This window comes from Kitasatospora sp. NPDC001683, from assembly GCF_053596495.1.
The window spans coordinates 1-19153 of record NZ_JBSFGK010000028.1; the positions used below are offsets into that span (position 1 = coordinate 1).

Below are 19153 nucleotides of genomic sequence, written 5' to 3' on the forward strand. Positions count from 1 at the left end.
GCCCCAAGCCGGCGTCGCAGCTACCCATCGATACATAGTCAGTACCCTTGATTGGATAGTTAAGACACTGACCTGTCATCTTGTTTGCACGACGGGCACAGCCGGACACCAGCAGGATGCAGAGCGCGCGAAGCCCGCTGATACTGAGCCAGCGGGGCGGTTACCAAGCGCGGCGCGAGCCGCACACTCAGCCACCGCCAGGCCCGCGCCGTCATGTGCGCGGCAGCCGCTGGGCGGGGCGGCCGGCGACCACGGCCGGCGACCATCTGCCCGGCGGCACACCGACCGCCGGGTCCCGGACAGAGAGACCGAGGATGCTGAACCGACGAGACCTCCTCAGGGCCGCGACCATAGGCGGCCCGGTGGCCCTCCTCCCATGGGGCCTCACGCCGAGCCTGGCCCAGACCGAGCCAGCCGCTCTGCCGGCCGCTCAGGCCAGGTCGGGGCCCAGCGGGCGCGCCGCCCGGATCGTCCCCTTCGCGCACGCCATGCGGGTGCCCCCGGTGCTGAGTCCGGTGTCGCGGACGGATTCCTCGGACCTGTACCGGCTGCGGATGGCCGAGACCGAGGTGGAGATCGTCAAGGGGCTGCTGACCACCGTCCGGGCCTACGGCGACTGCTTCCCCGGTCCGACCATCCGGGCGGTCAAGGGCCGGGAGGTGGTGGTCCAGCAGACCAACGACCTGCGCGTGCACACTTCCGTCCACCTGCACGGCGGCCATGTCCGGTCGCGGTACGACGGCCTGCCGATGGCCCTCATCAAGCCCGGCGAGACCCGCGAGTACCGCTACCCCAACGAACAGGAGGCCGCCTCTCTCTGGTACCACGACCACGCGCACCAGCTGGAGGCCGAGAACGTCTACCGCGGCCTGGCCGGCGCCTACCTGCTCAGCGACCCGCACGAGAGCGGCCTGCCGCTGCCGGACGGCGAGTTCGACATCCCGCTGCTGATCCGGGACGCCCGGATCGAGACGGACGGCAGGCTGGTCTACACCGACCCGTACGAGTGCCCGCACATGCTGGTCAACGGCAAGGAACGGCCCTACTTCGAGGTGGCGGCGCGCAAGTACCGTCTGCGGGTCTTCAACGTCTCGCCCAACCGCCACATATCGCTGCGCTTCGCCGACGGCAAGCCGTTCACCCAGATAGCCTCCGACGGCGGGCTGCTCGCCGGGCCGGTGGAGTTGGACGAGCTGACCCTGGCCGGCGCGGAACGCGCCGAGATCGTCGTCGACTTCGCCCGCTACCCCGTCGGCGAATCGGTGGTGCTGGAGAACACGGCCGCGCTGAAGACGGAGCGGCCCGAGGTGCTGCGCTTCGACATCACCCGGACGGCCGAGGACCGTAGCCGGATACCGGACGTCCTGGCCACCCTGCCGCCGATCCCGAAGGCGACGGTGCACCGGGAGTTCTGGCTGACGACCTTCCCGGACACCAGGATCAACGGGCGCAAGTACGACCCGGACCGAACCGACGTGCGGACGACCGTCGGCACCAGCGAGATCTGGACGATCCACAACCACCTCACCCGCCGACCGGCCGGGGTCTTCCACGCCCCCCACTCCTTCCACACCCATCTGGTGCGGTTCCGCGTGCTGGACCGTGACGGGAAGCCGGTCGGCCCGGCCGAGGCCGGGCTGAAGGACACCATCCCGATCCATCCGGGCGAGACCGTCCGGATCGCCATGACCTGGGGCGACTACCCGGGCGAGTACGTCTATCACTGCCACCACATGGTGCACTCCTCGCACGGCCAGATGGGCCGGATCGACGTGCTGCCCGCAGCCCCGGAAGGCCGCGCCAAGGAGTCGGACGAGGCCCTGGCCGACTCACCCCCGTCCTCGGAAGCCTCGGTGTCCGGAGCCAACCGGTCCGGATCGTCGGCGTCCGGAACCGGTCGGCTCCGGCGACGGCGGCATGGGAGGCGCCACCGCAGGCACCGCGTCGGCGTCTGGGCCTGACTCTGTCCGGGACGAACCCAGGACGCGCCGAGAACCCTAGGACGCGCCGAGGGCCCAGCCCTCGGGGTCGGTCCAGGCGGCCAGCGTGCGGCGGCTCTCGAAGCGGCGCTCGCGGCCGGTCAGCGGGTCGGTGAACTCGAGGACGGAGGAAAGCAGTTGGAGCGGCCGGCGGAAGTCGTCCGGGGCCGGTTCGGGCAGCACCACCGGGTAGACCGGGTCGCCGAGGATCGGCACGCCGAGCCCGCACATGTGCAGCCGCAGCTGGTGGGTGCGTCCGCTGTGCGGGCGGAGGTGGTAGCGGGCGAGGCCGTCGCGGTGGTCGATCAGGTCGATCCCGCTCTCGCTGTTCGGCGGGGCGTCGACCTCGCGGGCGGCGATCACGCCCCGTTCCTTGACGATGTGGCTGCGGACGGTGCGGGGCAGGCTCAGCGCCGGGTCGTAGGGGGCGACGGCCTGGTACTCCTTGCGGACCAGCCGGTCGCGGAAGAGGGTCTGGTAGGCGCCTCGGTCCTCCGGCCGGACCACGAACATGGCCAGGCCGGCGGTGAGCCGGTCGAGCCGGTGGGCGGGGCTGAGCGCGGGCAGGTCGAGGGTGTGCCGCAGCCGGGAGAGCGCCGTCTCGACCACGTGCCTGCCGCGCGGGGTGGTGGCCAGGAAGTGCGGCTTGTCCACGACGACCAGGTGCTCGTCCCGGTGCAGCACCTCCAGCTCGAACGGGACGCGGACCTCGTCCGGCAGGTCCCGGTGGAACCACAGGTGCGCGCCGGGCCGGAACGGCGCGTCGGGCGCGACCGGCCCGTCCTCGCCGACGATCTCCCGCCCGTGCAACGCCGCGTCGATCCGCTCGGCCGCCACGGTGGGCAGCCGCTCCACCAGGTGGGCGCGAACGGTCGGCCAGGGACCCTCGGCCGGGAGCCGCAGGTGCACCGGGTCCACGCCGTTGCGCTGCGGGAGGGGGGAGGCCGGGCGGCGGCTCTTGCGTCTCATCTCGCGGCCCAGCCTAGTCGGGTACGCCCGGCCGCCTTCGTCCGAGGTGCCGCCCGCGGGGGGTGCGGAGCAGAGTGGACCGTAGGCCCGCTCAGCCCTGGAGGATCTGTGACCGCCGACGACGGCCTCGCCGGTGTGCCGCCGCTGCACCTGCCGCGACGCACCCGGCTGCTCCTGTACGGCGCCTTCGCGCTGCTGGTCGGCGCCGTCGTGGCCGACCTGGTGACCGGCCCCGGCACGACGCTCTCCCCCGTCCTCGCGGTGGCGCCGGTGCTGGCCGGGGCGGCCACCCGGACGGCCCGGGTGCCGCTGATCGCCGGGGCGATCGCCGTCCTCGCGGTCGGGCTGCTGGAGACCACCAACACCGATCTGCCGACCGAAGTGCACATGACCGCGCTGATCACGGTGCTCGCCGCGACGCTGGCCAGTGCAGCCAACGTCGTCCTGGTGGCGGCCCGGGAACGGGAGCTGTTCCGGGTCCGGACGGTGGCCGAGGCGGCGCAGCGGGCCCTGCTGCGCCCGCCGCCGGAGCGGATCGGGCGGCTGCGGGTGGCCGTGCGGTACGTGGCGGCGGCGGCCGAGGCACGGATCGGCGGGGACCTGTACGCCGTCGTCGAGACCCCCGTCGGCGTGCGGATCCTGCTCGCCGACGTGCAGGGGCACGGGCTGCCGGCGGTGGAGACGGCGACGGACGTGCTGGGCGCGTTCCGGGAGGCGGCGCGGACCGAACCCGACCTCACCCGACTGGCGGAGCGACTGGACGCGGCGCTCACCGCGCGGTCGGAGGACGGGCGGTTCACCACCGCGCTGCTGCTGGACGTGGCGCCGGACCGCGGGCCGGTGACGATCGTGAACTGCGGCCATCCGCACCCGCTGCTGCGCCGCGCGGGCGTGGTGAGCGACCTGGAGCCGCCGTTCCCGGCGCCGCCGCTGGGCCTGCTCGGGCTGACCGACGGCGGCTACCCGGCGGGCCGCTTCGAGCCGCGGCTCGGCGACCTGCTGCTCCTGCACACTGACGGCGTGTCCGAGGCCCGGGACGCCGAGGGGCGGTTCTACCCGCTGGCGGAACGTCTGCCCCGCCTGCCTGCGGGGAACCCGGAGGACCTGCTGGACGCCCTGCTCGCGGACGTCCGCGGCTGGGTCGGGGCCACCGGGCTGGCCGACGACGCGGCGGTGCTGGCGCTGCGCTGGGAGTACTGAAGTCGACGCAGGGCCGACTGATTTCAGTGGTGTGTGTGCAAGGGCTTCACGCACGGACGGGGCCTGTCGGCCGCGCGGCCGGCGGGCCGTCCGTCACCGGATGGGCTGGGTCGCCTCCAGCCGCTGGATCGCGGACCGGACCGCGGTCGTGAAGCTCCAGAACAGCAGCAGGGTGTTGGCCGCCCGGTCGGTCCGGGTGTTCCTGCCCGGGGTGAACATCGCGGCGCGCAGCTCGGTGGTCAGCTCCAGCTGGGCGCCCGTGCCGAGCAGGCTGCGGTTGCAGATGTTCGCCGGGTCGAGACCGGAGAGCTCGTGCTCATCGGACACGTTCACGGCCCGGATGCCCGCTGCGGCGAACTCCTCCATCAGATACCGGCGGAGGGTGGAGTTCAGGCCACCGATCACGACGGCTCGGGCACCGGGCTCCAGACCGGCCGTGGCGGTGGTGCAGCCGTGCAGCGACAGCACGTTGAGGCTGCCGGCGCACATCGCGCGGGCCACGGTGTCGTCGCAGTGGGTCGAGGTGACGTGCAGTGCGCGGTTGCCGGAGGGGCGCAGGCCCTCGAACATCCAGAAGTCGTGCACCGGCCCGGCGGCCGGGGTCGGGGCGAGGTCGGCGGGGTGGTGACCGGCGACGGCCAGGCACAGCTCGGAGGTGCCGCCCTCGATGTCGCCGCCGTGCGGGGCGATGACGGTGGTCCGGATGAACGCCGTACGGTCCCGTGGGCCCTGGTCGTCGATCAGGTGCCGGCGGTGGCGGCGGCGGTGGTCCACGCCCTCGACCAGGGTCGGGTCGGCGTAGAGGGCCGTGTTGGAGGGGTAGCGGTCGACGGCGCTCGCGGTGGTGCTCCCCACGGCGGCGCCGAGGGCGCCGAGGGCGGGGGCCGCGGCGAAGCCGGTGATCAGGGTGCGACGGTCGATCACGGTCAGAGGCCAGTCAGGAGGTGGGACATCGACAAAGCCGGGGCGGAGTCACGTCACGGTCCGCTCCCGTTCGCGCAGGGGTTGCGAACTGCCCGGCACACCGAGTGGGCCGACCGGATCGAGGGCAATCGGGCGGTGGCGTACCGGATCCATCTGGACGTGCGGCGGGGGCGGTGGTACCTGGATGCCTCCTGGACCCGGCCGGTGGTGCGGACGATGCCGCTGGAGGCGGCCCGGGCGGCCGGGATGGTCGGGGTGGACACCACCGCCGACCACTTCGCGGCCTGGCACCTCGACCGCCATGGCAACCCGGTCGGCGAGCCCCGCCGGTTCCACTACGACCTCTCCGGCGCCGCAAGCCACCGCGACGCGCAGATCCGCCACGCCATCACCCGGCTCCTGAACTGGGCGAAGCGGTGCGGTGTGAGGGCGATCGGCCTGGAGAACCTGGACTTCACCGCCGATACCACTCGCGAGAAACACGGCCGCAAGAAGAGGGTCCGGCAGATCGTCTCGGGCGTCCCCACTGGCAGACTCCGCGCCCGGCTCGTGTCTATGGCCGCCGAGTTGGACATGGTCATCGTCGCGGTGGACCCGGCCTACACCTCTCAATGGGGGGCGCAGCACTGGCAGCGGCCGCTTGCGACGCCCACTCGTAGGACCACCCGGCACGATGCCGCGAGCATCGCGATCGGGCGACGCGCCCTCGGGCACCCGATCCGGCGACGGACGGCACCGCCCCACGACGACCGGAGTGATCGTCGTGGGCATCGGACCGTCCAGGCCGGACCGGGCGTCTGGGGGCGTGAGGAAACCCGCCGCCCCGTCACGGACCGTAGCCGCGAGCTGCGCGCCCGAACGGGGACAACGAGAACGCGGGCGACCAGCGCACCCAAAACCGTTCGGGATGCGCGCAGTGCCGGGACGTGGGTCCAAGACTCACTCCTGCTCACTGATTAGGAACGGTCGGCCTGATCGTGTGACACCGGCTCGACGGACGCGCGCCGCGCCCACCGGGCACATCTCCACGCTGCCACGATGATGCGATCAGTGCACGATCGGAGGGTGGCGCATGCCCGGTTCAGCAACGACCCGCACGGTGACGGCCCAAGCGGCGACGGCCCAAGCGGCGACGGCCCGTGCGGGAACGGCCGCTACACCGGCGACGGCCCGTACACCGGTGACCGTCGAGGAGGTGGTCGGCCGGCTGCGGGAGATCTCGGCGGCCCTGCCCCTCGCCGACGGGGTGGCGGTCTTCAACCGGCTCTACCTCACCGTCACGGAGGCGGTCCGCGACCGGCTCGCGGACGGGTACTTCGCCGACCCGCCGGCGATGGCCGAGCTGGACGCGGTGTTCGCCGGACGGTACCTGCTGGCCGTGGCCGCCGACGCGGCCGGCCAGGAACCGCCCGCCTGCTGGCGGCCGCTGTTCGCGCTGCGCGCCCACCCGGGTGTGCACCCGCTGCAGTTCGCGCTGGCCGGGATGAACGCCCACATCCAGCACGACCTGCCGCTGGCGGTGGTGGACCTGTGCCGTCGCCGGGGCTGCGAGCCGGCCGACGTCGAGCAGGACTACCACCGGATCAACGGGGTGCTCGCCGGGGTGGAGTCGGCCGTCCGGGAGCAGCTGCTGCCCACGCCCGAGCTGCCGGGGTGCGCCGAGCCGCTGACCCACCTGCTCGGCGCCTGGTCGGTCGAGGCCGCCCGCGAAGGGGCCTGGTCCGCCGTCCAGGCGCTGTGGGAGCTGCGCCGGCTCCCGGCCGCGGCCCGGGCGTTCGCCGCGGCACTGGACGGCTCGGTCGGGCTGCTCGGCCACGCCCTGCTGCTGCCGCTGCCGGCGTCCGACGGCTGCGGCGGGCACGCCGACACCGCAACCGGTACCAGGCACCCGGACGCCCCCGGCACGGCCACGGCCGCCCGGCCCCCCGAAGCGAGGAACCGGACGGCCGACGAGAGCCTGGGCGCCCCGCTCAGCGGAGCGCCCGACGGAACGGACCCGGGCGGTCAGGCCCAGCTGGAGTGCAGCGGCTTGCCCTCGGCGTAGCCCGCCGCGCTCTGGACGCCCACGATCGCCTTCTCGTGGAACTCCTCCAGGGTGTTGGCGCCCGCGTAGGTGCAGGAGCTGCGCACGCCGGCCACGATCGAGTCGATCAGGTCCTCCACGCCCGGGCGGGCCGGGTCGAGGAACATCCGGGAGTGCGAGATGCCCTCCTCGAACAGCGCCTTGCGGGCCCGGTCGTACGAGGAGTCCTGGGCGGTGCGGTTGCTCACGGCGCGGGCCGAGGCCATGCCGAAGCTCTCCTTGTACTGGCGGCCGTCGGCGGTGGTCTGCAGGTCGCCCGGGGACTCGTAGGTCCCGGCGAACCAGGAGCCGATCATCACGTTGGAGGCACCGGCGGCCAGCGCCATGGCGACGTCGCGCGGATGGCGCACGCCGCCGTCGGCCCAGACGTGCTTGCCGAGCCGGCGGGCCTCGGCGGCGCACTCCAGGACGGCGGAGAACTGGGGGCGGCCGACGCCGGTCATCATCCGGGTGGTGCACATGGCGCCCGGGCCGACGCCGACCTTCAGGATGTCGGCGCCCGCCTCGACCAGGTCGCGGACACCGGCGGCGGAGACCACGTTGCCGGCCACGATCGGGATCTGCGGGTCCAGGCCGCGCACCGCGCGCAGCGCGCTGATCATGCTCTCCTGGTGGCCGTGCGCGGTGTCGACCACCAGCACGTCAGCGCCGGCCTCGATCAGCGCCTTGGCCTTGCCCGCGACGTCGCCGTTGATGCCGACGGTGGCGGCGATCCGCAGCTTGCCGTTCGCGTCCACGGCCGGGGTGTACAGGGTGGCGCGCAGCGCGCCCTTGCGGGTGAGGATGCCGACCAGCTTGCCGTCGCGGTCGACGACCGGGGCGAGCTTGCGGTGGGCCTCGGTGAGCTTGTCGAAGGCCGCGCGCGGGTCGATGTCCTCTTCCAGCACCAGCAGGTCGCGGGACATGATGTCGGCGAGGCCGGTGAAGCGGTCGACGCCCTGGCAGTCGGACTCGGTGACCACGCCGACCGGCTTGCCGTCCTCGACCACCACGAGGGCGCCGTGGGCGCGCTTGTGCAGCAACGAGAGCGCCTCGGCGACGGTGGCGCCGGGGGTCAGGGTGATCGCGGTGTCGACCACCAGGTGGCGCTGCTTGACCCAGGAGATGACGTCGGCGATGACCTCGGTCGGGATGTCCTGCGGGATGGCGACCAGGCCGCCGCGACGGGCGACGGTCTCGGCCATCCGGCGGCCGGCGATGGCGGTCATGTTGGCGACGACGAGCGGGATGGTGGTGCCGGTGCCGTCGTTCGAGGAGAGGTCGACGCCCTGCCGGGAGCCCACGGCGGAACGGCTCGGGACCATGAAGACGTCGTCGTACGTCAGGTCGTACGAGGGCTTGAGGTCGTTCAGGAAACGCATGAATGGGCTCTCTGGCTGGGAGAAATTACACCTCGGGTGCGGGTGCGGCAGGGCCGCCGGGGCGCACTCGGGCGCCCTGCACCCAGCATTCGATTCTCCGTGAGCGCGGGGTCAAAAGCCAGTTCGAGGAGCATTGCTGGTGCTGTGCACAAAGCATGATCAATGCTCCGCGCGTAGACATGGAGGATCCTCCAAACACCCGGCCCCAGATCAACTTTTCGCCCCGGCCGGTACCGCTCCCGTAGCATTCACGCGGTAACGGCGAGGCGACTGGGAAAGCGGCAGCGGGCGTGAGCATCGAGCAGATCGACATCGAGCAGGGTCTGAGCGGGGAGGAGATCGACTACGGTCCCGGCCTCGACGCCGAGCGGCTGCGGCTCTGCCTGGAGGTGCTCGCGGAGCTCGACCAGCTGCACGTCGACCACCCGGACGCGATCACCGTCCGCAAGGCGGTCGGCGGCATATTCCGGACCCTCAAGCAGCGCCGCCGCCAGGAGACCCGGGCCCGCAAGACGGCCAACGACCGCGCGGTCACCGCCCGCACCGCGACCGGCGCCCCGAGCCGGATCGACGACGAGACGGCCGGCGCCTTCGGTCTGACCACCGTCACCACCACCGAGATCGCCGGCATCCTGGAGCGGCCGCGCTCCTGCTACATCTGCAAGGACCGGTACGTCGAGGTCGACGCCTTCTACCACAACCTGTGCCAGAAGTGCGCGGTCCTGAACCGGTCCCGCCGGGACGCCCGGGCCGACCTCACCGGCAAGCGCGCGCTGCTGACCGGCGGCCGGGCCAAGATCGGGATGTACATCGCGCTGATGCTGCTGCGCGACGGCGCCCACACCACCATCACCACCCGCTTCCCCAACGACGCGATCCGCCGCTTCAAGGCGATGCCGGACAGCGCCGAGTGGATCCACCGCCTCAAGATCGTCGGCATCGACCTGCGCGACCCCGCGCAGGTGATGGCCCTGGCGGACGAGGTCGCCGCCGACGGCCCGCTGGACATCCTGATCAACAACGCCGCGCAGACCGTCCGCCGCCCGCCGGAGTCCTACCGCGAGCTGGTCAACGCCGAGTCCGCCCCGCTGCCGGCCGGTGAGCTGCCGCAGGCCACCACCATCGGCCGCTTCAACAGCGGCAGCGTCGACCTGCCCGCCCTCCCCCACCAGGCGACCGGCGGCGAACGGCGGCTGGCCGCCGAGGACGTCACCTCGCTCGCCCTGGTCACCGGCTCCGCCACCCCGGCCCGGATCGAGGCCGGCACCGCGATCGACGCCGGAGGCCTGGTGCCCGACCTCGCGGACACCAACAGCTGGGTGCAGACCGTGAGCGAGGTCGGCCCGGTCGAGCTGCTCGAGGTCCAGCTCTGCAACTCCACCGCGCCGTTCATCCTGATCAGCCGGCTGCGCCCGGCGATGGCCGCCTCCGCGTCCCGCCGCAAGTACGTGGTCAACGTCTCCGCGATGGAGGGCGTCTTCTCGCGCGGCTACAAGGGCGCCGGTCACCCGCACACCAACATGGCCAAGGCCGCGCTCAACATGCTCACCCGCACCAGCGCGCAGGAGATGTTCCAGAGCGACGGCATCCTGATGACCGCCGTGGACACCGGCTGGATCACCGACGAGCGACCGCACCCGGACAAGATGCGGCTCGCCGACGAGGGCTTCCACGCCCCGCTCGACCTGGTCGACGGCGCGGCCCGGGTGTACGACCCGATCGTGCGCGGCGAGGCCGGCGAGGACCTGTACGGCTGCTTCCTCAAGGACTACGAGCGCGCCAACTGGTAACCACCCGAAGGAGATGGCCACTTGACCACCGCATCAGCACCCGCACCGCTGCTCGGCGCCGGGATCATCGTGCCCACCGGGGACGGCCGGGTGCTGATCGGCCGCCGCACCACGGCCGGTGAGCCGCCGACCTGGAGCCTGCCCGGCGGCAAGGTCGACCCGGGCGAGTCCTTCGAGCAGACCTCGGCCCGCGAACTCGCCGAGGAGACCGGGATCGTGCTGCCCGCCGAGGCGATGCGGGTGCTCGCCGTGCACCTGGACCACGAGCTCGGCCGGCCCCGGCTGACCGCCGCCGTGCTGGCGCCGCCGAGCCTGGCCGAGGCGGTGGTCACCGAGCCGCACGCCTGCGCCGGCTGGGAGCGCTTCGCGGTGGACGCGCTGCCGGAGCCGATGTTCTACCCGTCCGCGCTGGTGCTCGGCAGCTGGCTGCCCGGGCTGGACGGCGTACGGCGGGACGGGACGCACGGCTACCCCGTCGCCCGCTGATCCACGGGCGACGGGGCGGCCGACTCCGGTGCGGGGCTCAGCCGTTGCGGGCCGCCTCCGGCCCGGTGATCCTCGCCAGCAGCGGCAGGGTCGAGGCGATGATCCCCAGCGAGGCGACCAGCCCGAAGCCGGTCAGCCCGTAGTAGGTGAGGTCCGGGGACACCAGGCCGTAGTCCATCTGCGCCTTGAGGAACATCGCCGCCGCCGCGAAGCCCGTGCCGATCGCCAGCGCCGACACCACCAGCAGCGGCAGCGCGCTCTCCAGTCCGACCACCCTGCGCAGCAGCCGCAGCGGCGCGCCGCTGAGCCGCAGCATCGCGAACGGCCGTCGGCGGTCGGACAGTCCGGCCACCACGCTCACCGCGAGGCTGCACCCGGCGATCGGCAGGGTGGTCAGCAGCACCACGTTCGCCAGCTGCCGCCAGCCCTGGAGCTTCTTCTGCCCCTCGGAGGCCCAGTCCTCGGCCAACCGCGGCTCGTAGGTCGGGAACTCCTTCATGAACAGGGTCCGCAGCTGCTCCTTGGCTTCCTCCGAGCCGTCGGTGGTCGCGTAGAGCATCCGTACCGGGAGCTCGGCCGCCTCCGCCGCGGAGATCGGTGCGGCCGGCCACTCGTGCCCGCTACCGTCCGTCAGGTCGAGCAGCTGGTAGGGATCGACCGCCGCGACGGTGGCGCCGGGGGCGCAGTGGCCGACCACGGGGATCTGCGCGAGTTCCGCGCAGCTCACCAGGCTGGGCACGAACCGCCGCTCGCCCAGCTGGTGCGCGCCGATCCCGGCCGGGTTGTCGTGCACCAGGGCGATCCCCTGGAATCCGGGGACGGCGTGGGCCTGTGCCAACACCCGGTCGGGCACCGCCGGTAGCAGGGCCGCGTCCTCCTTGTTGCCGAACGGGGTGTCCACGATCGCCTTGCGCACCTCGGGAGCGCCGTTCAGCGTGGCCTGGTTCGCGTTGATGGTGCCCATGATGGCCAGGGTCCCGGTGGTCACGAACAGCGCCAGCACCAGGCCGGCGACCGAACGGAAGCCCGCCCTCGGGTCGTCCGACAGGCGGCGCATCGCGATCAGCGAGGCTGGCCGGCTGGTCCGCCGGGCCACCGCCTGGGCGGTCACCATGGTGAGCCACGGACCGGCGACCACCAGGCCGAGCATCACCAGCACGAAGCCGGTCAGGTACGCCGCGGACTGCCCGTTGGTGGTCGCCGGCTTGCCGCCGACGAAGTAGCCGAGCTCGACGAGGCCGGCCACCAGCGGCGTCACCCGCCAGGCGCTCGGCGGCTTCGGGGTGACCCGGCGGGAGACTCCGAGCGGCGAGACGGTGACCCGGCGCAGCGCGAACCGGGCGGCGAGCGCGGCCGCCACCGGCACGCCCAGCAGCGTCCCGGCGATCTGCGGCAGGGTCAGGCTCAGATCGGCGGCGAAGAAGCGGTCGCCGGTGAACGGCACTTCGGCAACCACCGGCTTCAGCACGAAGTACAGGCCGAAGCCGACGGCCGTGCCGATCACCGCGGCCACGGTGGACTCCACCGCCGACATCACCGTCACCTGTCCGGGGGTCGCGCCGACCAGGCGCATCGCGGCGTAGCGCTGCTCCCGGGTGGCGGCGGACAGCCGGGTCGCGGTGCCGATGAAGATCAGCACCGGGAAGATCAGCGCGGCGGCCACCACGGTGAGCACCAGGACCATCCGGTCCCCGTGCACGCCCCCGCCGTAGCAGTCCTGTTCGCAGTCGTCGGGCATCGCGGTGGCGAGGCTGGTGACGGTGTGGGCCCTCGGCAGGGCCTTGACCTCGTCGGCGGTGCGGCCGACGACCAGCGCCAGGGTGTCCGGGGAGGGGAGCGCGTCGTCACCGAGGGTGCCGGCCAGGCGCCCCGGGAAGCGGTCCCCCAGCTCGACGGCCGGGGAGTCGCGCAGCAGCTCCTGCAGCGCGGGCGAGGCGTAGTACTCGCCGGGCGCGGGCAGCCGGCTCAGGCCGGGCAGCACGGGAGAGGTGGGACCGGTCGGGGCGAGGTCGGCCCGGAAGACGGTCTTCCCCCGGTAGTAGTCCATCCGGGCGCCCCACCACAGCGGATCCGCCGCGGCGGCCGCGGTCGCGCCCTTGGCGCCCGTGTTCATCCAGAGCTGCCGCTCGTTGGCGCGGTCGATCGCGTTGAGGCTGGAGAAGGTGGACAGCAGCAGTCCGACCCCGATCGCGACCGCCGCCGCGATCATCAGCAGCCGGGCCACGGCCTCGCGGCCGCCGCTGACGGCCAGCCGGAGCGAGAAGGGGATCACGGGGCCACCGATCCGGCGGAGAGCGTACGGGCCTGGCCGTCGCGGACGATCGCCTCGCGGTCGGCGTACGAGGCGACCCTCGGCTCGTGGGTGACCAGGATGACGGTGGTGCCCTGCTCCCGGGCCGAGGTGACCATCAGCTCCATCACCTGCTCACCGGTCAGCGAGTCCAGCGCACCCGTCGGCTCGTCGGCGAACAGCACCTGCGGACGGGCCACCAACCCGCGGGCGAGGGCGACGCGTTGGGCCTGACCACCGGACAACTCGCCGGAGCGGCGCCGCTCCAGGCCGTCCAGGCCGAGCCGGGCGAACCAGGGGCGGGCCTGGGCCAGCGCGGAGCCGCGGCGCACGCCGTTCAGCAGCAGCGGCAGGGCCACGTTCTCCTCGGCCGTCAACTCCGGCACCAGCTGGCCGAACTGGAAGACGAAGCCGAACCTGTCGCGGCGCAGGGCGCTGCGCTGGGCCTCGCCCATGCGGTCCACCCGCTGCCCGTCGAACAGCACCTCGCCCGCGTCGGGCACCAGAATGCCCGCCAGACAGTGCAGCAGCGTCGACTTGCCGGAGCCGCTGGGGCCCATGACGGCGAGCACCTCGCCGGCCTGGACGGACAGGCTTGCTCCGCGCAGCGCGGGGGTCTCGCCGAAGGCGAGGGCGATGTCGCGGGCCTCGATCACCGTGGTCATGAGCGCACCTCCGTGGCGAGCGCGTCGAGCCGGGCGACGGTCAGGTCGATCCAGCGCAGGTCGGCCTCCAGGTGGAACAGGCCGTGGTCGGCGAGCAGGGCGTCCACCAGGGCGCCGGTGCGGCGCAGTTCGGTGAGTTCGCGCATCCGGCGCAGGTGGGCGGCGCGCTGGGTGTCCAGGTACGTCTCGGCGTCGCGGCCCAGCATCAGGGCCAGCACCACCTTGGTGAACAGCACCGACTGCAGGTTGGGTTCGGGCGCGACCGGGTCCTGGAGCCAGGTCTCGAACTCGGTCGCCCCGGCCTCGGTGATGACGTAGCGCTTGCGCTCGGGCCCGTCGCCCGGTTCGGCCTCACCGGCCATCACCTTGCCGTCGCGGGCCAGTCGGCCGAGGGTCGCGTACACCTGGCCGTACGGGAGGGGCTTGCCCCGGCCGAAGAGGGAGTCGTAGTCGCGCTTGAGGTCGTAGCCGTGACTCGGCTCCCGCTCCAGCAGCCCGAGGAGGGTCAGAGGAACACTCATGGGGAGGACCATACACCAGGGATATACACCGAGTGTATAGCCGGGAAGAATACGGCGTTGACCTGGCGAAACGTCAACTCCCGGGACTGGGCGGGCAGGAGGCGGCCCCCACGACCGCCCCCTGCTCCGCGGCGCCGGGCGGAACCCCCACGGTCCGACCGGGCCGGCACCGCGCCCAGGCACGGGGAGCGCGGCCGGACTCCACCCTGCCCGCACCGGCACCGGCTGCCGAGGGCCGAACGTCCCGGGTGGCCGGGGCCGGCGGTACTACGCGCCCGCACCACTCTTGTGCGGAGGGGGCGCTCGGGTGGAGATTGGGTAACGAAACCCCCGTACGCATCCGCGTCGTTGAGGAGAGTTCAGCGTGTCCAGCACATCCCGCCCAGCACGGCCCGCGTCGCTCCCGCGGCGAACCGGCCGCCGGCTGCGGCGGGCCTTCGGTGCCCGGCACGAACCGTTGGCCCGCCCCCTCGACCGGGCCCGCGCCCGCGCCTGGCTGCTCACCGTCCTCGGCGGGCTGCTGGCCACCGCCCTCGCCGTCGGCGGCGCGCTGCTGCTCTACCGCACCACCGCGCCCCGGGCCGACGCCGAGCGGGCACGGCTGCACCGGGTCGACGCCGTCGTGACCGCCGCCGCCACCGAACACGGTGGCGTCACCGGAAGCCGCTTCTCCGGCGGCTACGACAACCGGATCGACGTCGAGGCCTCCTGGACCTACCCCGGAGCCACCCGGCACACCGGCACCGCGCTGGCCCCGCGCACGGCCACCGCCGGAACGGTCGTCCCCATCTGGGTCGATCCGGCCGGCAACGCCACGACTCCCCCGGTCAACCGCGCCGCCCTCGCCGTCTCCGCCGCCTGCACCGGCGCCGGCGGCCTCCTCACCCTGCTCGCCCTCCTCGTCTTCGCGCTGCGCCTGCGCCTGCACGTCCTCGACCGCCGCGCCGAAGCCGACTGGACCTCCGCCTGGGCCCGCCTGGAACCACTCTGGAGCGGCCGCGCGGAGAACCGCCTGGAGGACTGACCCTCAACGGCGTTGGGTCCAGGCCGGGGCCGGGGTGGGCCTGGCCGCGTGGTGGATGAGGGCGGCGACGGCGACCAGCAGGGCGAGGGCCAGGGCCAGGGCGGTGGGGACGGAGGCGTGGAGGACCAGGAGGGCGCCGAGGAGGGCGCCGGCGAACATCCAGACGGCCGAGGCGAGGCGGCGGAGTCCGGTGCGGTCGGCGGCGAGGGCGGTGAGGGTCATGGTGAGCACGGTGGTGGTGAGGTCGGGGACCTTCAGCGCACGGACCACCGCGTTCTGGCCGCCCATGGCGAAGGCGAGCACGACGATCAGGGGGTAGCGGGCGCCCCCGGAGGTGTGGCCGGCCGCCGCCGCCAGGAGGACGCTCACGGCGACGAACACCGCCTGGACGGCGACGGCGACGGTCAGCAGCCGGCCCCGGTGGCCGGGCAGGTACCGGGAGAGGTGGCCGCCGGCCAGGGCGCCGAGCAGGAAGGCGGCGAGGGCGGCCAGCGAGGCGGTGGCGGACAGGCCCGGGGCACCGGCCAGGGCGAAGCCCAGGAAGACCACGTTGCCGGTCATGTTGGCGACGAAGACGTGCCCCAGCGCCAGGTAGCTGACCGCGTCCACCACGCCGGTGACCACGGTCAGCACCAGCAGCATCGGCACCAGCGGCCCGTGCTCCGGGTCGACTTTCAGCATCGGGCCTCCGGGAAGGTTCGCGTGACGGTCCTTCCGTTCTACACCAGGGCCTGTCAGGCCAGGGCCGGGTTGCCGGGCTCCTCCGACTCGTCGTCCAGGTGCCAGTGGAGGTCCCGTACGCCGGGCTCCAGCGAAAGCCGGGTGACCACCAGCTCGAGCGCCGGGGCGACCTGCCCGCTGATCGCCACGGTGGCCCGCAGGCTGGTGGCGTCGCCCTGGTCGGTGCGGCGGGCGCGCAGGCCGGTGGGGGCGAGGCCGGAGGCGGTCAGGGCCTGGAGCAGCAGGGCACGGATGTGGGTCTCGGACTTGCGGTCGCACTCGAGGTGGACGGTGGCCCGGGAGGTGGAGTCCGGGTCGCTGCCGGACTGCGGGGCCCGGTCGAGCAGCCGGCCGGCCGGGCGCAGCACCAGGTGGACGGCGAGCACGGCGAGGGTGCCGAGGACGGCGAGGTCGAGCTTGCCGGAGGCGGCCAGTACCCCGACGGCGGCCGAACACCACAGCGTGGCGGCGGTGTTGAGGCCGCGCACGCCGGCGCCGTCGCGCAGGATGACGCCACCGCCGAGGAAGCCGATGCCGGAGACGACGTAGGAGGCGACCCGGGTGGGGCTGCCGGTGTCGCCGGCCGCCTCGCTGTACAGGACGAACAGGGTGGCGCCGGCGGCGACCAGGGCGTTGGTGCGCAGGCCGGCCATCCGGGCGCGCCACTGGCGCTCGACGCCGATCAGCGCGCCGCAGGCGACGCCGGTGGCGAGCCGGACCAGGAACTCGACGGTGGTCAGGGTGTGCACGACGGCACCTCCTCCAGGGGATCCGCGGGGTCGCGGCCGAAAGCGGGCAGGGAAGCGCGGGCAAACGGAACGGACGGGTGGCGAGCCGCTGCTCACCCCCCGTCCGTACGGGCTGCGACCGGTGGTTCAGTGGTTCAGCGCGGTCTGCACGATCTTGATGATGACCATGATCATCGCGATCAGCAGATAGGCGCGCAGGGCGCCCATGCCGACCTTGCGGGCGGTGGACATCACCGGCTTCGCGAGCGTCTCCAGCGGCGGCATCCGCCAGTCCTCGCGGCCGGTGCGGTCGATCGGGTCCTCCTTGGTGCCCTTGCGGCCGAAGAGGAAGAAGTACCCGGCGACCAGGACGCCCGCGATCCCGCAGCCGGCCATGATCCACAGGATCGCGTCCGAGCTGATGTCCGGCCAGACCACCGAGGCGGTCAGGATCAGCGACAGCGTGACCAGCACGCCGACCACGGCGCCCGTGAAGGCGTTGGTCCTGGGGCCGTTGACCCACGGGCCGAGCACGGCCTTGTCGTTGCAGAGCAGCAGCAGGAAGACCGTCGCGGAGGGCAGCAGCACGCCGGCCAGCACCTGGACGAACTGGGTCATCAGGCCCTGAGTGTAGGCGTTGGACAGCAGGGTGATCGCCGCCGCGACCACCACCAGGCCCGCGTACACCGCGTAGAAGCCCTTGGCGCCCTTGACCCCGCGGTGCAGCGAGTGCTTGATGCCGAACACGTCGCCGATCGCGTAGGCGGTCGAGAGGGACACCGCGAAGGCGCCGATGATCGAGGCGTCCAGCAGCGCGATGGCGAACAGCACGCCCGCCAGGTGGCCGGCCTTGTCCTCGATGCCCTTGGCCACGGCGGCCGCGTCGGAGAACTGGCCGAAGCCGTCGGTGCCCGCGAAGGCCGCTGCCGTGAGGCCGATCATCGCGGCGGCGCCGACGATCACGATCGCGATGCCGATCCACAGGTCGACCTTCTCGTACTTCATGAAACGCGGGGTGATCCGCTTGTCGATGACGTACGACTGCTGGAAGAACAGCTGCCAGGGGGCGACGGTGGTGCCGACGATGGAGATGATGACCAGCATCACGGCCGCGAGCTGGCCGGAGCCGCCGGGCAGCACCGGCGTCACGAAGTCGTGGGCCATCTGCGAGGTCTTGGGGTGGACCATGAAGTAGATCGGCACCAGCAGCAGCGAGCCGACGCACAGCGTGATGGCCACCCGCTCGAAGCGCTGGAAGGAGCCGGTGAAGGCCGAGGCGATGATGATCGCGGCCGCCAGCACCACCGAGGCGGCCTTCGGCAGCCCGAGGTATCCGGCCGCCATCGTGACGCCGATGAACTCCGTGACCAGGGTGAGGGCGTTGAGCAGGAAGAGGTCGATGACGCTGAACGCGCCCCAGAACTTTCCGAACCGCTCCAGGATGAGGCGGGCGTGGCCGACGCCGGTCACGGCGCCCAGGCGCAGCACCATCTCCTGGTTGACGTACAGCACCGGGACGAGCATCAGCAGCGTCCACAGCAGCTGGGTGCCGTAGTTCTGCCCGGCCTGGCCGTAGGTGGAGAAGGCGCCGGCGTCGTTGTCGCCGACCATCACGATCAGGCCGGGGCCGATGATCGCGAGCAGGGTCTTCAGCCGGGCGGAGAGCCCGCTGCGGGGGGTGGTGTCGTCGAGCCGGATGGTGCCGAGCGCGCCCTTGATGTCGCCGACGTGGGCGTCGTCGAGCACGGCGGTCTGGGCGGCGGGGACCGTGGAAACCTTCGGGTCCAGCGTCACGTTGGTCATGGCGGGGCCTCCCTGCCCTCTTCCTTGAGAGGGCGACAGGGGGCACGCAGCAGCGTCCTCCCTGCGGGCGCACGGCATCCGCTCCGTACGGCGACGCTGAGCGGCGGCGGCCGTGCGGGCATGACGATGCGTCAGGCGACTTGCGTCCAGGCGTGGTTGAGCACAGGACGAAGCACCGGGTGAACGCGCAGGGAAGGTTGTTACCGCGTGCCGGAGGTGTTCGAGAGCATGCGGGGGTAGGGGCTACTGTGGCCCGGACTACTGCAGTCCATGTCTCTCGCCTCCTCCCGGTCGGGGGCGCACCGTCTGTGCGCCGCGTCGCGACACGGCAAGGAGCACACCGGCCAGCGATGGACCGGTACACCCCAACTCGTCAGAGCTTTGGCACTCCACGGCGTGTCCAGCCGGATCGGCCGGAAGCCACTTGGGGTCAACCCTTAACTCGGGAAGACCTGTCCTGAACCTGGGCGTCTCTCGACGTCGTCGGGTCAGTGGCCTGTGTCCGTGAAGACGCCTCACCGAACGAGGTGCCTTTTTCAAACCTCCAAAAGCATAGACCCGCCGTAACCGGTCGGCGTCACCTTTTCGGCTGATCTTCGACAGCTTTGTA

General features: G+C 72.7%; 15 protein-coding genes, 1 pseudogene and 1 riboswitch. Of the genes and pseudogenes, 7 read left to right on the forward strand and 9 right to left on the reverse strand.

The window, feature by feature from the left end; genetic code table 11:
- The first annotated feature begins 362 nt into the window (after window positions 1-362).
- Entirely contained in the window at window positions 363-1961 is a 1599-nt protein-coding gene (locus ACWCYO_RS17215) for a multicopper oxidase family protein (protein ID WP_270148744.1), read from the forward strand.
- A 36-nt stretch (window positions 1962-1997) separates the two neighbouring features.
- On the opposite strand, the gene ACWCYO_RS17220 is transcribed toward ACWCYO_RS17215, so the two are convergent.
- Window positions 1998-2948: a pseudouridine synthase gene (locus ACWCYO_RS17220; protein WP_449784644.1), complete on the reverse strand. Its 951-nt coding sequence runs from the start codon at window positions 2946-2948 to the stop codon at window positions 1998-2000.
- Window positions 2949-3056: 108 nt separating this feature from the next.
- Here ACWCYO_RS17220 and ACWCYO_RS17225 point away from each other — a divergent pair, with 108 nt between their 5' ends.
- Window positions 3057-4148 (forward strand): PP2C family protein-serine/threonine phosphatase, encoded by a 1092-nt coding sequence (locus ACWCYO_RS17225; protein WP_449784645.1) that lies wholly within the window; start codon window positions 3057-3059, stop codon window positions 4146-4148.
- A 93-nt stretch (window positions 4149-4241) separates the two neighbouring features.
- On the opposite strand, the gene ACWCYO_RS17230 is transcribed toward ACWCYO_RS17225, so the two are convergent.
- Complete coding sequence (locus ACWCYO_RS17230) at window positions 4242-5072, reverse strand: poly-gamma-glutamate hydrolase family protein (protein ID WP_449784646.1); 831 nt, start codon at window positions 5070-5072, stop codon at window positions 4242-4244.
- 42 nt (window positions 5073-5114) lie between these two features.
- Here ACWCYO_RS17230 and ACWCYO_RS17235 point away from each other — a divergent pair.
- Together ACWCYO_RS17235 and ACWCYO_RS17240 are read left to right on the forward strand one after the other, a co-directional pair.
- A pseudogene (locus ACWCYO_RS17235) lies at window positions 5115-6032 on the forward strand (IS200/IS605 family accessory protein TnpB-related protein); the annotation flags it as partial.
- 220 nt (window positions 6033-6252) lie between these two features.
- Window positions 6253-7116 carry a DUF5995 family protein gene (locus ACWCYO_RS17240; RefSeq protein WP_333493517.1) on the forward strand — a complete coding sequence of 288 codons (864 nt, stop codon included), beginning with the start codon at window positions 6253-6255 and terminating at the stop codon, window positions 7114-7116.
- Here ACWCYO_RS17240 and ACWCYO_RS17245 read toward each other — a convergent pair.
- On the reverse strand, window positions 7077-8516 hold the full coding sequence (locus tag ACWCYO_RS17245) for a GuaB1 family IMP dehydrogenase-related protein (RefSeq protein ID WP_449784647.1): 1440 nt from the start codon (window positions 8514-8516) through the stop codon (window positions 7077-7079). The two genes, ACWCYO_RS17240 and ACWCYO_RS17245, sit on opposite strands and share 40 nt — an antisense overlap.
- A 296-nt stretch (window positions 8517-8812) precedes the next feature.
- Here ACWCYO_RS17245 and ACWCYO_RS17250 point away from each other — a divergent pair, with 296 nt between their 5' ends.
- Both ACWCYO_RS17250 and ACWCYO_RS17255 read left to right on the forward strand, forming a co-directional pair.
- Window positions 8813-10306, forward strand: a complete 1494-nt coding sequence (locus tag ACWCYO_RS17250; RefSeq protein ID WP_449784696.1) for an SDR family NAD(P)-dependent oxidoreductase — start codon at window positions 8813-8815, stop codon at window positions 10304-10306.
- A 21-nt stretch (window positions 10307-10327) separates the two neighbouring features.
- The gene (locus tag ACWCYO_RS17255; RefSeq protein WP_270148735.1) at window positions 10328-10792 is read left to right on the forward strand and encodes a nucleotide triphosphate diphosphatase NUDT15; all 465 of its coding nucleotides are present in this window, start codon (window positions 10328-10330) and stop codon (window positions 10790-10792) included.
- Between the two features lie 37 nt (window positions 10793-10829).
- Here ACWCYO_RS17255 and ACWCYO_RS17260 read toward each other — a convergent pair whose 3' ends face one another.
- From ACWCYO_RS17260 to ACWCYO_RS17270, 3 genes are read right to left on the reverse strand one after another with little or no spacing between them, the layout of a single operon-like run.
- Complete coding sequence (locus ACWCYO_RS17260; protein ID WP_449784648.1) at window positions 10830-13064, reverse strand: FtsX-like permease family protein; 2235 nt, start codon at window positions 13062-13064, stop codon at window positions 10830-10832.
- Window positions 13061-13747 carry an ABC transporter ATP-binding protein gene (locus tag ACWCYO_RS17265; protein WP_270148732.1) on the reverse strand — a complete coding sequence of 229 codons (687 nt, stop codon included), beginning with the start codon at window positions 13745-13747 and terminating at the stop codon, window positions 13061-13063. The genes ACWCYO_RS17260 and ACWCYO_RS17265 overlap by 4 nt, the downstream gene beginning before the upstream one ends.
- Window positions 13744-14268: a PadR family transcriptional regulator gene (locus ACWCYO_RS17270; protein WP_270148731.1), complete on the reverse strand. Its 525-nt coding sequence runs from the start codon at window positions 14266-14268 to the stop codon at window positions 13744-13746. The genes ACWCYO_RS17265 and ACWCYO_RS17270 overlap by 4 nt, the downstream gene beginning before the upstream one ends.
- A 364-nt stretch (window positions 14269-14632) precedes the next feature.
- Between ACWCYO_RS17270 and ACWCYO_RS17275 the strand changes: the two genes are divergently transcribed.
- Window positions 14633-15292: an Rv1733c family protein gene (locus tag ACWCYO_RS17275; protein WP_270148728.1), complete on the forward strand. Its 660-nt coding sequence runs from the start codon at window positions 14633-14635 to the stop codon at window positions 15290-15292.
- 3 nt (window positions 15293-15295) lie between these two features.
- On the opposite strand, the gene ACWCYO_RS17280 is transcribed toward ACWCYO_RS17275, so the two are convergent.
- The 3 genes from ACWCYO_RS17280 to ACWCYO_RS17290 all read right to left on the reverse strand — a co-directional run bounded on the left by ACWCYO_RS17280 (window position 15296) and on the right by ACWCYO_RS17290 (window position 18543).
- Entirely contained in the window at window positions 15296-15973 is a 678-nt protein-coding gene (locus tag ACWCYO_RS17280; protein WP_449784649.1) for a DUF1275 family protein, read from the reverse strand.
- 53 nt (window positions 15974-16026) lie between these two features.
- On the reverse strand, window positions 16027-16761 hold the full coding sequence (locus tag ACWCYO_RS17285; protein ID WP_449784650.1) for an MgtC/SapB family protein: 735 nt from the start codon (window positions 16759-16761) through the stop codon (window positions 16027-16029).
- 126 nt (window positions 16762-16887) lie between these two features.
- Window positions 16888-18543 (reverse strand): NRAMP family divalent metal transporter, encoded by a 1656-nt coding sequence (locus tag ACWCYO_RS17290; RefSeq protein ID WP_449784651.1) that lies wholly within the window; start codon window positions 18541-18543, stop codon window positions 16888-16890.
- A 357-nt stretch (window positions 18544-18900) separates the two neighbouring features.
- Window positions 18901-19077, reverse strand: a riboswitch (M-box (ykoK) riboswitch).
- Between the last annotated feature and the right edge of the window lie 76 nt (window positions 19078-19153).

Coding starts and splice junctions, on each gene's coding strand:
- ACWCYO_RS17245 (WP_449784647.1), bottom strand. CDS start 8,516: ATGCGTTTCCTGAACGACCTCAAGCCCTCGTACGACCTGACGTACGAC.
- ACWCYO_RS17280 (WP_449784649.1), bottom strand. CDS start 15,973: ATGCTGAAAGTCGACCCGGAGCACGGGCCGCTGGTGCCGATGCTGCTG.
- ACWCYO_RS17265 (WP_270148732.1), bottom strand. CDS start 13,747: ATGACCACGGTGATCGAGGCCCGCGACATCGCCCTCGCCTTCGGCGAG.
- ACWCYO_RS17220 (WP_449784644.1), bottom strand. CDS start 2,948: ATGAGACGCAAGAGCCGCCGCCCGGCCTCCCCCCTCCCGCAGCGCAAC.
- ACWCYO_RS17290 (WP_449784651.1), bottom strand. CDS start 18,543: ATGACCAACGTGACGCTGGACCCGAAGGTTTCCACGGTCCCCGCCGCC.
- ACWCYO_RS17270 (WP_270148731.1), bottom strand. CDS start 14,268: ATGAGTGTTCCTCTGACCCTCCTCGGGCTGCTGGAGCGGGAGCCGAGT.